We start from the raw sequence: 13,424 nt of genomic DNA on the forward strand, positions 1-13,424 counted from the left end.
TCAACCGTCGGAGCACTTCAGATCGGATTTATCCCAGAATGCCTTGATCGCTGCGAAGGGCACCGAGAGTCGTTCCCGATTCCCCATGAGTCGCAGCAAGACCTCGAAGCGGTCGTCCTTTATGTTCAACTGCTCGAAGTCATTCTGCAGGATGATGGTCATATCGTCGGGGTATTTCGACTTGAGGCCGATCGACAGCTTCACGCCGTCGGCGTGGGTGCGGAACGTGATATTGACCGGCCGCTGCTCCGAGGCGAGCTTGAGCGTCTCGGCAATCTTGGAGCGTGCTGTCGGCTTGCTGCACGACTCGGCGAACGCGGGCGAGGCCGGGATGAGGATCGCGAGGATGAGAAGTATTGCTGCATAAGAGATGGCCACACCCCGCACTTGCGGGGTATCCAGTACGCCGCGACCTGTCGTGTCCATCACTGCTGTCTCTGGAATACTCGATCGCCTGCCTGCGAGGACGAACGACAACTGGCTGTGTGTTTGCGTTGCCGCAGCGCGCCTTCACCCAGGTTCATGCTAACCGGTTCCCTCAAAAAAGAAAGAGGGCGCAGGGAATGCCGGGCCGCCGGCCACCCGCAGCCCGCGCCCATTGGTAGCAGGCACACGCTTGTCACCGCAGGTATTCGCGATCACCCGACGCTTCCTGTGCAGGGTTTTTTGACGACTTAACTCGTGTTCTCGCCGACGACGAGTTCGTCCTGGCAACGTCGCCGGGACATTAATGGTTAATCGAAAACCTGGTCGGGCTCGAAGAAGGTTCGCCTCGCGTGGCGCGAATAATGGATGCCAGGACCAGCCGATCCCGCCGCCCGCAGCTTCGTTAACCAATCTTATCGGTGGGCATGGTTGCCGATCGAAGTCCTGGCGGAGGCGTTCGAGCGCCGCTTGTTTGCGCGCCGTTGCGCACTCGGGGAATGCTGCCCCTGCGACAAACCTGCACACCCAGCCTTTGGCGCAAATCGTCCCCCCGAGAAGCGCTGGAGCCTGCCCTTTTTGACGAACCCGGCAAGAAGACGCTGCAGCGCCATTTCATCGCGCGGCGCATTGCCGTCACAGGCTGATGACATACGCGCTCATCACCAGCAAAATGGCGACGCTTATAGCGATAATGATCAAGAAGAATTTTCCCATTGCTCTACCTCTTTAGGTCCCCAACGCAAAGCAGCAGGAATAGTTCTCGGCTGGCGGGCAAACGCACCTGCGTTCGCAGAAGGCCCGCCATCGAGGCGGGCCCTCCGGAGGTCGAGGCGTGACCACGATCAGATCGCGACGCCGTAATAGTCGTTGACGGCGCGGGTCCTGGTCGGGTCGCTCCAGTTCCAGGTATTGTCATTGCGGTAATGCGGTGCGCCCTTGAGCTGAGCTTCCGTCACGCCGGTGACGTAGCCGCCGAGCGAGGTGTCGTATTTCAGCGATTGCCATGGCAGCGGGTAGTGGTCGTCGCCGATGCCGAGAAAACCTCCGAGGGACAGCATGGCGTAAGATACCTTGCCGCTCTTCTTGTCGATCATGACGCGCTCGATCGAGCCGATCTTGTTTTGATCGGCGCCATAGACCGCAGTTCCCCCGACCTTGTCGCTGCCAACCAGGTTATCGGTTTCGTTTGCGTCCAAAGCCATGATTTCCTCCAGTTGAGATTTGAAGGACGGAAAGCGAAAACGCGCGAGGAGCCGCTCCTGACAGGAGAGCGACGCTGCCCACTGCAAACGGTGAAGTCGCGCAAGTAGCGGAGTTCCTGTGTTACGTTTTGGACGAGCGCAAGATTGCTGATCGCGGTCGTCGCGGCCGTTGCCCGCGGCGCGCCCTGAAGCGCGCTCGATCACCTAACAGTGACGTAAACGATGTGAAGCAGCTCACGCGGCGCTTCCGCGATTGGGCGCAACGAATGTCGAAGGAAACGTGGGAGGGAAAAATGCGTATTGTATTTCTTGCCTTCGTGACATCGGCAATTGTCTTCCTGACCGGCATAAACGCGGCTTCGGCGAAGGATTACCCTTATTGCATTCAGGGTGACGACTTCGCCGGCGGGTCAGGCGAGTGTATCTTCTCGACGAGCGCGCAGTGTCAGGCCGCGGCTTCGGGCCGGACGGCTTATTGCGCCGACAATCGCAACTTCAGCGCCAACGCCCAGCACATCGACAAGAGCCGTGCCCGTCGTCGTTCGAACTGAAATCGGACGGCGCGAATAGCATTCACGACGTTTCGCGATGCACCGTTCAAAAACGATCGCGGCCTCCGCCAGGGAAGCTGACGGAGGCCGCGTTGACACTTCATCGCGCCGAGGTTCGCGATGGAGTGTGGGAGCTCGGGATAAGACGCAGAACGGCACAGCACGTCCATCACCCGCTGGCCGTAGCGGGCATGCGAGCCGCCGCAGGGCTTCCCCCTGCGGGGCTCGGCTGTTATTGTCCCGACAGAGAGCCTGAATGGCCCACGAGACGACACCGGGAGATGACGGATGGCAAGGACGTTGGTGACGATGGCCGGCGCTGCCGCGCTGACCGGGGTGCTGGCTGCTTTATCGGCGCCGGCGATGGCGCAATATCCCGATCGCCCCATCAAGATGATCGTGCCATGGGCCGCGGGCGGCGATACCGACAACATCTTCCGGCCGTTCGCCGTCGAATTCCAGAAGCATATCGGCCAGCCGGTGGTAGTCGCCAATGTCGGCGGCGCATCCGGCACTACCGGCGCACGCGAGGCCAAGGCGGCGGCGCCCGACGGCTATACGGTCTACGCAGTACACGACTATATCCATCTGACGTTCTATGCGGGCATCAGCGACGTCAAATACAGCGACTTCGAGCCGATCTGTCTGGTCTCGGCGACGCCCTCGGTGCTGACCGCAAGCGCCAAGACGCCCTGGAAGAACTGGCAGGAGCTCGCCGACGACGCCAGGAAGCGGCCGGGCGAGATCACGGTCGGCGCCACGCTCGGCTCGACCAGCCATATCTTTCCGGCACTGATCGAGAAAGCGGCCGGCTTGAAATTCAAGCTCGTGTCCTACGACGGCCTGGCCCCGCGAATGAACGCGCTGCTCGGCGGCCACATCAACCTCACCGACTCCAACCTGACGCAGAAGGGCAAGGTCGAAGCCGGCTTGCTGCGCTACATCGCGATCGCCAGCGAGAAGCGCGATCCGGAAGTGCCCGACGTGCCGACGCTCAAGGAGCTCGGCATGAACATCGTGTATGAAGTGGCGCGCGGCATCTTCGTTCCCAAGGGAACGCCCGCGCCGGTGCGCGCCAAGCTCGAGGACGCCTGCACCAAGGCGACCAAGGAGCCGAGCTTCGCCCAGGCGATGAAGCTGCAGGGCACCCGCGTGGCGTTCCTCAATGCCAGTGACTATGCGAAGTTCCTCGCCAAGATCGACGACGAGAACAAGGTCGTCATGACCGATCTCGGCCTGATCAAGAAATGAGTATCGGCCGCGACGGAATTGCCGGGCTGATCCTGCTCGCGATCAGCCTGGTCCTCCTGGTCAAATCCTTCCAGCTTCCGTCCCTTGCCATCGTTCCGGTCGGGCCGGGCTTTTACCCGGCCATCGTGCTGTCGTTCATGGCGGCTGCGAGCGCGCTGCTGGTCCTGCAAGACCTCCTGAAGCCCCGCCCGATGGCTGAAGCCGGCGTGGGCGACGCGCCGCGACGAAACTATCGCCTGGTCGTCATCGCATTCGCGATCGTCGGCGGCTATGTGGTGCTGCTGCCGCTTTTGGGATTTCGTGTCGCCACCGTCCTGTTCGTCGGCGCACTGCAGGCCGCATTGGGCCGGCCGCAAACGGCACGGCAATGGGTTGTGCTCGCCATGATCGCGCTCGGCACCGCCGTGGTGAGCTATTTCATTTTCGAACGCTACCTGCTGGTGCTGCTGCCGCGCGGCGCATGGACGGGTTTTTAGATGCTCGATCTGCTCTGGAACGGCCTCGTCAACGTCGCCCAGTGGAAATACCTGGTGCCGCTGTTTGCTGGCACCTTCATCGGCGTGATCGGCGGGGCCCTGCCGGGCGTCACCATCACCATGACGGTCATTGTGGTGCTGCCGTTCACCTACGGGCTCGACCCGCTGGCCGGCCTTGCGGCAATGACCGGCGTCTATGTCGGCGGATCGACCGGCGGCCTCATCTCCTGCTGCCTGCTCGGCATCCCGGGCACGCCGGCTTCGATCGCGACCACGTTCGACGGCTTTCCGATGGCGCGCAACGGCGAGCCGGGCCGCGCCATCTGGCTCGGCGTCTGGGCTTCGGTCTGGGGCGGCCTGCTCGGCGCTTTTTTCCTTGTGTTCCTCACCGGGCCGCTCGCGGCGATCGCGCTGGAATTCGGGCCGTGGGAATTCTTCTCTCTGTTCGTGCTCGCCATGGCGATGGTTGCGGGGCTCACCGAATCCTCGCTCGTCAAGGGCCTGATCTCGACCGCCATCGGGCTGCTGATCACGGTGATCGGCCACGATCCGATCGGCAGCGTGCCGCGTTTCACCTTCGGCTCGGAGTTCATCGGCGGCGGCTTCGCGTTCCTGCCGGTATTGATCGGCATTTTCGCCTTCGCGCAGATCATGACCGACCTGGAGAAGCTGGGTCGCCCGCAAGGCGAGGCGGTGCAATCCGCGGCTGACGTCAGGCTCGAACGTTTCTCTCACCTCAAAGTCAATTGGGAGATCGCCCGGCAGCCGTTCCTGCTCGGCTGGGCGACCTTCGTCGGGCTGATCATCGGCATCCTGCCGGCGATCGGCGGCAGCGCATCCAGCGTCATGGCCTATGACCAGGCCAAGAAATTCTCCAGGACGCCGGAGCGTTTCGGCAAGGGCCACCCCGAGGGCATCATTGCCTCGGAAGCCTCGAACAACGCTAACGTCAGCGGCTCGCTGATGACCATCATGGCATTCGGCATTCCCGGTGACGCTGTCACCGCCGTGATGCTCGGCGCGATGACGATCCACGGCATTCAGTCTGGACCGCTATTCATCTCGCAAAATCCCGACATCGCCTATGGCATCTATGCGGCCTACATCCTGGCGCACCCCTGCATGCTGCTGATCTGCGTCGCGCTGATGCCGCTGATGCTGCGCGTGACCTCGGTGCGGATGGCGGTGCTGGCGCCTGTCGTGCTGGTGCTTTGCATCCTCGGCGCCTATGCGCTCAACAACACGATGCAGAGCGTCTACGTGCTGCTGCTGTTCGGCGTCGTCGGCTACGTGCTGGTCAAGCTCGGCTTTCCGCTGGCGCCCCTGATCCTCGGCTTGATTCTCGGCGACCAGATCGAGATCAACCTTGTGCGCGCGATCATGACCGACGCCAATCCCTGGCTTTTCCTGACGCGGCCGATTTCCGGCTTGCTGCTGCTGGCGGCGGCGGCCTCGGTCGTGCTGGCCATATGGCAGCATTGGCGTCACCAGAACCGGGTGGCCGAGGAAGAGCCGGATTTTTGAACCGAGGTGATGGTGCCCTTTTTTCAAGAAAGGGGCATGACAGCTGTCACCACAGTGTTCAGGAGACTGCTGCTGTGCGGTCGCGGAGGATCGCGAAGCGACCGATGGCAAACTTGGAGAAAGGCTTACGACCCGACCCGCGAGTTGCGGTTGCCGGACTGGGAACGATTGGAGATTGCGACGGCGATGTCGCCATTCCTGACATTCAGCCAAACGACCACGGCCTCCGCCAGGGGAGCTGACGGAGGCCGTGTTGAACATCTCCGCCGCGCCTAGGTTCGCAACGAGATGTGGGAGCTCGGAATGCAGTCTAGAACGGCAGCAGCACGTCCATCACCTGCTGGCCGTAGCGGGGTTGCTGCACGTCGGTGATCTGGCCGCGACCGCCATAGGCAATGCGGGCCTGCGCGATCTTCGAGGAATCGATGGTGTTGTCGCTCTGGATGTCTTCGGGGCGGACGATGCCGGCGACGATCAGCTCGCGGATTTCGAAGTTGACGCGGATCTCCTGCTTGCCTTCGACCACGAGGTTGCCGTTCGGCAGCACCTGCGTCACCACGGCGGCGACGTTGGTCTGCAACGCTTCCTGGCGGTTGACCGAGCCCTTGCCGTCGCTCGACGACGTCGAGTCCGTGGTCAGGATCTTGCCGGGCAGGATCTTGTTTGCCTGCGTGATCGTGCTTGACCCAATGAAATCGGTGATCCCCGAGTCTTCCTTGGCGGAGCGGCTGCGTTGGGTCTCGTTGGACAGGTTGGCCTTGTCGGTGATGTTGACGGTCACAGTCAGGAGGTCGCCGATCCGCGCGGCGCGCTGGTCCTTGAAGAAGGCGCGCGAGCCGTTCCGCCACAGCGAGTTGGCATTGTAGGAGGCCTGCTCCGGCTTCGGCATCGGCATCTGCACCGGCTTGTAGCCGGGCTGCGTGGTCGGGTTTTCGATCTCCGTCAGCTTCGGCTTTTCGCCGATCTGGGAGAGACGGTCGATCGAGGAACAACCGCTCGCGGCGACGGCCAGCGACATCATGGCGCCGGTAAGGATGATGCGGTTGAGACGGGGGACTGACATTTACATTACTCGGCTTTTGGAGCGACTGGCGGACTGACGGCGGCGACTGCAACGGGCGCGGGTCGTGTTGTGCCGAGCGAGGAGGTGGTATCGCTGGTCTGCGCCGGGCGGGACGGTAGTGGCGTGATCGAAACCTGGCCGCGGCCGACCACGGTGCCGGACAGCGTGCGCTTCGACTGCAGGTTCATGACGTTGACGACGTCGCCCTCGGTGCCGTTGTCCAGCGCCTTGCCGCGCATGGTGAGGTAGATGCCGGGCGCATCGTAGATCAACGTGACGTTCTGGTCGCGCTGTACCAGGTCTGGCTTGACGAGATCGGCGGTGCGGATCGCCTGGCCCGCGCGGAGCTGGCGGCGGGCCTGCATGCCCACCGCGCGGTCGCGCGCGGCGGCGTCAGTGCCGACTTCCGTTTTCGGGCGGCGCTCGACCATCACGTCGGATGATTTCACGATCTCATTGCGCTCGATGGTGCGCGCCAGCACTGCGGCCTCGACGGTCTCGATCGCCGTGCCGGTAAAGCGCAGCTTGGCTGCGGCGCCGTTCTCGTTGGCGATTTCAAAGGTAACGTCGAAGCGGCCGTTGCGGTTGTCATAGCGCGCGATGGTCGGCTGCAGGCCGCCGGTGAAGCCGGCGTCCAGCCTGACGTCGCCGGGGTCGCGGTCGAAGGTCAGCGACAGATTGGCGGCGTCGCCGAGACCGTTGCGGCGCTCCAGCGCGCGCGCCACCTGCAGCTCGATGTCCTTGCCTTCAAGGGTGCGGGCGAGGCGCGTCACCGAAATTTCCTTCAGGTCGCGGGTGTCGACGCCGATCACTTGATGGGCGCGCAGCGTGTTGAGCACCTGCGCGACCGGCAGCGAGCCCGTGGTGCCCAGATCCGGCGCGCGGTAGATCGCGATCTGCCCGGCGCTGCCGGCATTGTCGATGACATCGCCGATCCGCACCAGATCGCCCGACACCTGCACGGTGGCGCGCAGCACCGGCGCGGCGATCACGTTGCGGTTCGCGAAGGTATCCCGGGTCTGCGCGACCGCGGCCGCGCTCGATGCGGCGATCAGGGCTGTGGCCAGGAGGAGGGCGCGGGCGATCATGACCAGTCCTTTAGCGGAACATGTTGGAGGTGGATTGCAGCATCTGGTCGGCCGCGCTGACGACCTTGGCGTTCATCTCATAGGCGCGCTGGGCGGCGATCAGGTCGGAGATTTCGGTCACCACCTCGACATTGGCCTGTTCGAGATTGCCCTGCTGCATGTCGCCAAAACCGTCGGTGTTGGCGACGCCGTCCTGCGGCGTGCCGGAGGCCGGGGTGTCCGTGAACAGATTGTCGCCGATCGGGTTGAGGCCGGCCTTGTTGATGAAGCGGGTCAGGCCGATCTGGCCGACCAGGGTTGGCGTGGTCGAGCCCGGCAGCATCACCGTGAGCTGGCCCTGCGCGTTGATGGTGATCTGCGAGGAGTTTTGCGGGATCGTGATCGTCGGCTGCACCGGGTTGCCCTGCGCGGTGACGACGCGACCCTGCGCGTCCATCATGAACGAGCCGTCGCGGGTATAGGCATAGGTACCGTCGGGCACCTGGATCTTGAAGAAGCCTTCGCCGCGGATCGCGACGTCGAGGTCGTTGCCGGTGGGCGACAGCGTGCCCTGGCTCATCAGCCGCGGCGTGCCGACGGTCTTGACGCCGCCGCCGATATCGACGCCGACCGGCAGGATGGTGCCCTGGTCGGAAGCCTGCGCGCCGACGCGGCGCACATGGTCGTAGATCAGATCCTGAAACGCCGCGCGCTGCTTCTTGTAGCCGGTGGTGCGCATGTTGGCGATGTTGTTGGAGATCACCTGAACGTTGAGTTCCTGTGCCGCCATGCCGGTCGCTGCTGTGTAAAGGGCGCGCATCGATCAATGCCTTACGGTTATGCCGGAACGTCGGCGAGTTTCTCGACTGCGGTTCGGTGCAGGTCGTGCTGCTGCTGCAGCATCGCCGAGATCTGCGTGTAGGTGCGCGTGATCTCGATCATGCGGCTCATTTCGTGAACGGAATTGACGTTCGACTTCTCGATAAAGCCCTGGCGGACCCGTGAGGTGGTGTCGGGCTGGGCGGCGACGCCCTGGCCCGCAGAGTAGAGGTTGCCGCCTTCCTTCACGAGCTTCTGCGCGTCGGCAAAATTGACCAGCCGCAGCTTGCCGCGGACCGAGTCGGTGCGGCCGGTGCCCTCGAGGACCGTGACATTGCCGTCGGCTGCGATGTTGATCGCCTTGTCGGTCGGCTGGAACACGATCGGGCCGGAGGTGCCCAGCACCGCATCGCCGCTCGCGGTCACGAGCTGGCCCTGATTGTTGATCTGCAGGCCGCCGTCGCGGGTGTAGCGCTCGCCGGCGGCGGTCTGCACAACCAGGAAGGCGTTGCCGTCGATCGCGACGTCGAGCGGGTTTTTGGTCTGCTCGGAGGGACCGGCTGCGAAATCGTGGAAGGTGGCGCGGTCGTGCACGAAAGAGACGCGGCGGTCGGCGCGCACGAAATTGTCTTCATGCGCCGGCGAGCGCAGATATTCCTCGAACAGCGACCGGTCGGCCTTGAAGCCGGTCGTGTTGATGTTGGCGACGTTGTTGGCGACGACATCCAACTGCCGTTCCAGCGTCATCTGCCGCGAAAGTCCGACGAGAAGCATATTCTCCATCGGTGGTTCTCCCCTTGATCGATCCGAAGCAGGCTCTCCCAAGCCCGTGGTCCGGATCCGTCGTAAACCTTTGGGCTCTCCCAAGCCGGCAGGTCACGCCAGTTACTCAGCGAAAGCCGTGCCAAGTCGGGAAATACCGATTTTTTAATGGGTTAAGCGTTTTCCAGGGCGCGGGGCGGGCGGCAGAAAGGTCTTGTTGACCATGTTTGCCCGGCAGATTTTTCCTACTTGGGCGCTAATGGAAAGGTTCCGTTAACCATTATTACCCTAGCGTTGCACGTATGGAGCGCGTGTGCGCTGGCGGCTTTTGTTTCGCGTTGTGGGGGCTTCGTTACCCAGGCTGGTGGCAACTGCGTTCGTTTTCGGAATCGAAACGGGCGGGGCAATGGCTGACAACGACCAGGCGGAAGGCGCAGACGGCGCAGAAGCCGCATCGTCGAAAAAGAGCAAGCTCAAGCTGATTGTTGCGGCGGCGGGTTTCGTCGCGATCCTCGGCGCCGGCGCCGGCTGGTTCTTCCTGATGCGCGGCCATGGCGAGGAAAAGCACGCCGAAGCGCCGCCGCCGAAGCCGCCGTCCTTTGTCGAAGTGCCCGATATGATGGTCAACCTGGTCGGGGCCCCCGGCGAGCGGGTGCAATATCTCCGCGTCAAGGTGGTGCTCGAGATCAAGGACGAGAAGCAGGTCGAGGCGATCAAGCCGAACCTGCCGCGCGTCACCGACCTGTTCCAGACCTACCTGCGCGAACTGCGTCCCTCCGACATCAACGGTTCGGCCGGGCTGTTTCGCCTCAAGGAAGAACTGACCAAGCGGGTCAACAACGCGGTCGCGCCGCAGCAGGTGAGCGCCGTGTTGTTCAAGGAAATCGTCGTGCAGTGATGGAACGGATCTAGCATCATGGCCGGCAACCAAGACCAGATGGACCAGGACGCGATTGCCGCCCAGTGGGAGGCTTCGCTCGATTCCGAGGATCCCGCGGCGGCCGCGGAAGAAGCTGCCGCCAATGAACTCTCCGAGAGCATGGCGCTGCAGTGGGCGGCCATGGTCGAGGACGGCGGCCGCGAGTTCGGCAACAAGAATTCCGGCGAACGGGTTCTGTCGCAGGAGGAAATCGACAATCTGCTCGGTTTCAGCGTCGGCGACGTCAATCTCGACGACAATTCCGGCATTCGCGCCATCATCGATTCGGCGATGGTGTCCTACGAGCGTCTGCCGATGCTCGAAATCGTGTTCGACCGTCTGGTGCGGCTGATGACCACGAGCCTGCGCAACTTCACCTCGGACAACGTCGAAGTCTCGCTCGACCGCATCACCTCGGTTCGCTTCGGCGACTACATGAATTCAATTCCCTTGCCGGCCGTGCTCAGCGTGTTCAAGGCCGAGGAGTGGGAAAATTTCGGCCTTGCGACGGTCGATTCCAGCCTGATCTATTCGATCATCGACGTGCTGCTCGGCGGCCGGCGCGGCCAGACCTCGCTGCGCATCGAGGGCCGGCCCTACACCACGATCGAAACCAATCTGGTCAAGCGGCTGGTCGAGGTGGTGCTATCAGACGCCGAGCAGGCGTTCCGGCCGCTGTCGCCGGTGACGTTCTCGATCGACCGGCTGGAAACCAATCCGCGCTTCGCCGCGATCTCCAGGCCCGCCAATGCCGCGATCCTGGTGCGGCTGCGCATCGACATGGAAGACCGCGGCGGCAATATCGAATTGCTGCTGCCTTATGCGACCATCGAGCCGATCCGCCCGGTTCTGCTCCAGATGTTCATGGGCGAAAAGTTCGGCCGCGATCCGATCTGGGAAGGACATTTCGCGACCGAAGTGGCGCAGGCCGAGATATCGGTCGATGCGGTGCTCTATGAAGCCGACATTCCGCTGAAGCAGCTGATGATGCTGAAGGTCGGCGACACCCTGCCGCTGGAAATGCGCCCTGAAGCGCTGGTGCAGGTCCGCTGCGGTAATGTTCTTTTGACCGAAGGACGTATGGGCCGGGTCGGTGACCGCGTCGCCATTCGCGTCACCAAGCAGTTGCGTAAGCCCAATACCACCTTCGCGATGTTCGAGAAGGCCGACGAGCAAACCAAGTTGATGGAGGCACAATGAGTCATTCCCTTGGCGTTGTAATCGAGAGTCTGGTGGCGGTGCTGCTGATGCTCACGATCGGCTACTGCATGCTGCTCAACAAGCGGCTGCAGCGGCTGAAGGCGGACGAGCATTCGCTGAAAGCCACGATCGCCGAACTGATCACCGCGACCGAAATCGCCGAGCGGGCGATCGGCGGCCTCAAGCACACCGTGCGGGACGTCAATGAGAATCTCGGCAGCCAGCTTACCGCGGCGACGCAGATGGCGGGGCATCTGAAGAACATGCTCGCCGAAGGCGACGGCGTCATTCGCAGGCTGTCCAAAATCGCGATCGCGGCGCGGCCCTCGCAGGAGGCCGAACCCGCTGCACCCAAGGTCTCTACCGCCAGGGCGGTTGCCGCGGCGGCTGAGGCATTCTCTGAACGCCGAAGGGCCAGTGGCCTCGCCGCATGAAGTCGTTTCGCGACATCCGCGTCATTCCGGTCGTGCTGGTCGCGATCTTCGGCCTTGCAGTGCTAAAGGTCGCGGGCCTCGTGATCGATGGCGGATACGTGTTCGACTATCAGGTCAGTGAGCCGGCCAAGCGTTCGTGGGCGCAGGATAATCTGGGTTATCCGAGCGGCGCCAAAGCCGATCCCGCCGACATCACCGGTTCGGTCAAGAAGGAAGAGAAAAAGGAGGAGGCGCCGAAGCCGGCCGCTCCCGCCACCGACGCGCCGAAGCCCGACGGCGTCGTGGTGTTTCCCGACCAGAACCCGCAATCGGTGTCGCCGTCGGAGCGCGCCATCCTGGAACGGCTGCAGGCGCGGCGCCAGGAACTGGAGCAGCGCGCGCGCGAAATCGAAATTCGCGAAAGCCTTTTGAAATCCGCCGAGAAGCGCATCGAGGGCCGCGTCGAGGAAATGAAGGCCACCGAAGCCAAGATCTCGACCGCGACGGGGCAAAAGGCGGAGCAGGACGCCGCCCGCTTCAAGGGCATCATCACGATGTATGAGGGCATGAAGCCAAAGGACGCCGCCAAGGTGTTCGACCGGCTGGAAATGTCGGTGCTCTACGAAATCGCCTCCCAGATCGCGCCGCGCAAGATGTCGGACATTCTGGGCCTGATGCAGCCGGAAGCGGCCGAGCGGCTGACGGTCGAACTGGCCCGCCGCGCCGGCACCGATAAATCCACGTCCACGGCCGAACTGCCGAAGATCGAAGGCAAGATCCTGCAGCAAAAGCCCAACTGACGCCGGGTGCCGGGCACCCCGCGGTAAAAAGGCGCTGAGGCCCCCAGGTCAGAACCTGCGCGGCCCCGACGAAACGAACGAGCGATGAGCTACGGAGAGCGCGCCGCGCTCGTTGGTTTCAAGGGCGATCTTCTGCGCCAGCATGACATCCCCCGCCACGAGGTCGCCATCCGGAACGAAGCACCATTTGCAGACGTGGTGGCCCGTGCCGTTGAGCTCCTCGATGTTGGTCTGCGTGCCATGATGGATCCGATAGCGCGTCCCGGTGTCGCTGCCGACGACGTCGAAATATCGGAAGCGCTCGTAGCAGGCGCGCTGCTTCGGCGAGAGCCAGCCCTTCAACAGGGTCAACGCTCGCGCTTCGATTTCGTAGCGGAACGATCTGCTACAGGAACCAGATCGCGCCACGACCAGCGAAAGCGCCGAAAGCAGCACTGTGCCAAGCAAAGCCAGGACGAACGAGCATATCGCCAGGACGATCTGCTGGGTCACGGCCGTCAGCCACCAACGAGACGCGGATAAAACAGCGTTTCCTCCGCGGTCGGATCGAAGGAGCGGATAACCCGTTGCTCGCCGGGCCCCGATCGGACCGCCGCCGTAAAGCCTGCGCCGGTCAAATCCCTGAAACGCCGCTCGGCCTTTTCGACCTCCGCGCGATCATGGATGTCGAATGTGTGGCGGGTATCACCGGTACGATCCATCACGATCTGGGTTGCCATTTCACGCACTCCGAATTGGCTGCCTGAGGCAGGTTTGGCGACCCGGGAGCGTTGGTTGATTGACTGCCGGCCCCGCGTCCCGGGTCCATTGTTTCCCTAAGACGGGATGGCTGATGTTGGTTCCATCCGTTTTGCGATAATGATTCCAATCACGGCACGCGCGGCACTATCGCGCTTATTGCGGCCCGGATGAGGGCGCATTCCGGCGACCCCGGGCGCGGCAGCGGGTGCC

The 13,424-nt window shown here is 63.1% G+C and carries 16 protein-coding genes; 8 read left to right on the top strand and 8 right to left on the bottom strand.

The features are described 5' to 3' along the window. Together V1293_RS35240 and V1293_RS35245 are read right to left on the bottom strand one after the other, a co-directional pair. The gene (locus tag V1293_RS35240) at positions 1–426 is read right to left on the bottom strand and encodes a ClpXP protease specificity-enhancing factor SspB (protein ID WP_334517051.1); all 426 of its coding nucleotides are present in this window, start codon (positions 424–426) and stop codon (positions 1–3) included. Between the two features lie 842 nt (positions 427–1,268). Further along, positions 1,269–1,628, bottom strand: a complete 360-nt coding sequence (locus tag V1293_RS35245; protein ID WP_334516330.1) for a PRC-barrel domain-containing protein — start codon at positions 1,626–1,628, stop codon at positions 1,269–1,271. Positions 1,629–1,921: 293 nt separating this feature from the next. Here V1293_RS35245 and V1293_RS35250 point away from each other — a divergent pair, with 293 nt between their 5' ends. From V1293_RS35250 to V1293_RS35265, 4 genes are all read left to right on the top strand, one after another. After that, a complete protein-coding gene (locus tag V1293_RS35250) occupies positions 1,922–2,179 on the top strand; it encodes a DUF3551 domain-containing protein (RefSeq protein ID WP_334516331.1) in 258 nt (85 codons plus the stop codon). A 288-nt stretch (positions 2,180–2,467) separates the two neighbouring features. After that, a complete protein-coding gene (locus tag V1293_RS35255; protein ID WP_334516333.1) occupies positions 2,468–3,430 on the top strand; it encodes a Bug family tripartite tricarboxylate transporter substrate binding protein in 963 nt (320 codons plus the stop codon). Then, positions 3,427–3,906: a tripartite tricarboxylate transporter TctB family protein gene (locus V1293_RS35260; RefSeq protein ID WP_334516335.1), complete on the top strand. Its 480-nt coding sequence runs from the start codon at positions 3,427–3,429 to the stop codon at positions 3,904–3,906. Before V1293_RS35255 ends, V1293_RS35260 begins: the two co-directional genes overlap by 4 nt. Further along, positions 3,907–5,430, top strand: coding sequence for a tripartite tricarboxylate transporter permease (locus tag V1293_RS35265; protein WP_334516337.1), 1,524 nt, complete (start codon positions 3,907–3,909; stop codon positions 5,428–5,430). A 310-nt stretch (positions 5,431–5,740) separates the two neighbouring features. Here the strand turns inward: V1293_RS35265 and flgH are convergent, their stop codons facing one another. From flgH to flgF, 4 genes are read right to left on the bottom strand one after another with little or no spacing between them, the layout of a single operon-like run. Beyond that, positions 5,741–6,493: a flagellar basal body L-ring protein FlgH gene (flgH, locus tag V1293_RS35270; RefSeq protein ID WP_442894323.1), complete on the bottom strand. Its 753-nt coding sequence runs from the start codon at positions 6,491–6,493 to the stop codon at positions 5,741–5,743. Positions 6,494–6,498: 5 nt separating this feature from the next. After that, on the bottom strand, positions 6,499–7,581 hold the full coding sequence (gene flgA, locus V1293_RS35275; protein WP_334516338.1) for a flagellar basal body P-ring formation chaperone FlgA: 1,083 nt from the start codon (positions 7,579–7,581) through the stop codon (positions 6,499–6,501). Positions 7,582–7,591: 10 nt separating this feature from the next. Beyond that, on the bottom strand, positions 7,592–8,380 hold the full coding sequence (gene flgG, locus V1293_RS35280) for a flagellar basal-body rod protein FlgG (protein ID WP_171580568.1): 789 nt from the start codon (positions 8,378–8,380) through the stop codon (positions 7,592–7,594). 17 nt (positions 8,381–8,397) lie between these two features. Then, positions 8,398–9,162: a flagellar basal-body rod protein FlgF gene (gene flgF / locus V1293_RS35285; protein ID WP_334516342.1), complete on the bottom strand. Its 765-nt coding sequence runs from the start codon at positions 9,160–9,162 to the stop codon at positions 8,398–8,400. 385 nt (positions 9,163–9,547) lie between these two features. On the opposite strand from flgF, the gene fliL reads away from it, so the two are divergent. Genes fliL through V1293_RS35305 form a run of 4 tightly spaced genes read left to right on the top strand, consistent with a single transcriptional unit; the run spans position 9,548 to position 12,473 of the window. Continuing rightward, complete coding sequence (fliL, locus tag V1293_RS35290) at positions 9,548–10,039, top strand: flagellar basal body-associated protein FliL (protein ID WP_334516344.1); 492 nt, start codon at positions 9,548–9,550, stop codon at positions 10,037–10,039. An 18-nt stretch (positions 10,040–10,057) separates the two neighbouring features. Continuing rightward, positions 10,058–11,260, top strand: coding sequence for a flagellar motor switch protein FliM (gene fliM, locus V1293_RS35295; protein ID WP_334516346.1), 1,203 nt, complete (start codon positions 10,058–10,060; stop codon positions 11,258–11,260). Further along, positions 11,257–11,694 (top strand): DUF6468 domain-containing protein, encoded by a 438-nt coding sequence (locus V1293_RS35300; protein ID WP_334516348.1) that lies wholly within the window; start codon positions 11,257–11,259, stop codon positions 11,692–11,694. The genes fliM and V1293_RS35300 overlap by 4 nt, the downstream gene beginning before the upstream one ends. Further along, a complete protein-coding gene (locus V1293_RS35305; protein WP_334516350.1) occupies positions 11,691–12,473 on the top strand; it encodes a MotE family protein in 783 nt (260 codons plus the stop codon). The genes V1293_RS35300 and V1293_RS35305 overlap by 4 nt, the downstream gene beginning before the upstream one ends. A 48-nt stretch (positions 12,474–12,521) precedes the next feature. Here the strand turns inward: V1293_RS35305 and V1293_RS35310 are convergent, their stop codons facing one another. Both V1293_RS35310 and V1293_RS35315 read right to left on the bottom strand, forming a co-directional pair. Continuing rightward, on the bottom strand, positions 12,522–12,887 hold the full coding sequence (locus tag V1293_RS35310; protein WP_334517055.1) for a hypothetical protein: 366 nt from the start codon (positions 12,885–12,887) through the stop codon (positions 12,522–12,524). Between the two features lie 83 nt (positions 12,888–12,970). Next, entirely contained in the window at positions 12,971–13,192 is a 222-nt protein-coding gene (locus V1293_RS35315) for a hypothetical protein (protein WP_057840383.1), read from the bottom strand. Between the last annotated feature and the right edge of the window lie 232 nt (positions 13,193–13,424).

This window comes from Bradyrhizobium sp. AZCC 1693 (genome assembly GCF_036924745.1).
Classification (GTDB): Bacteria; Pseudomonadota; Alphaproteobacteria; order Rhizobiales; family Xanthobacteraceae; genus Bradyrhizobium.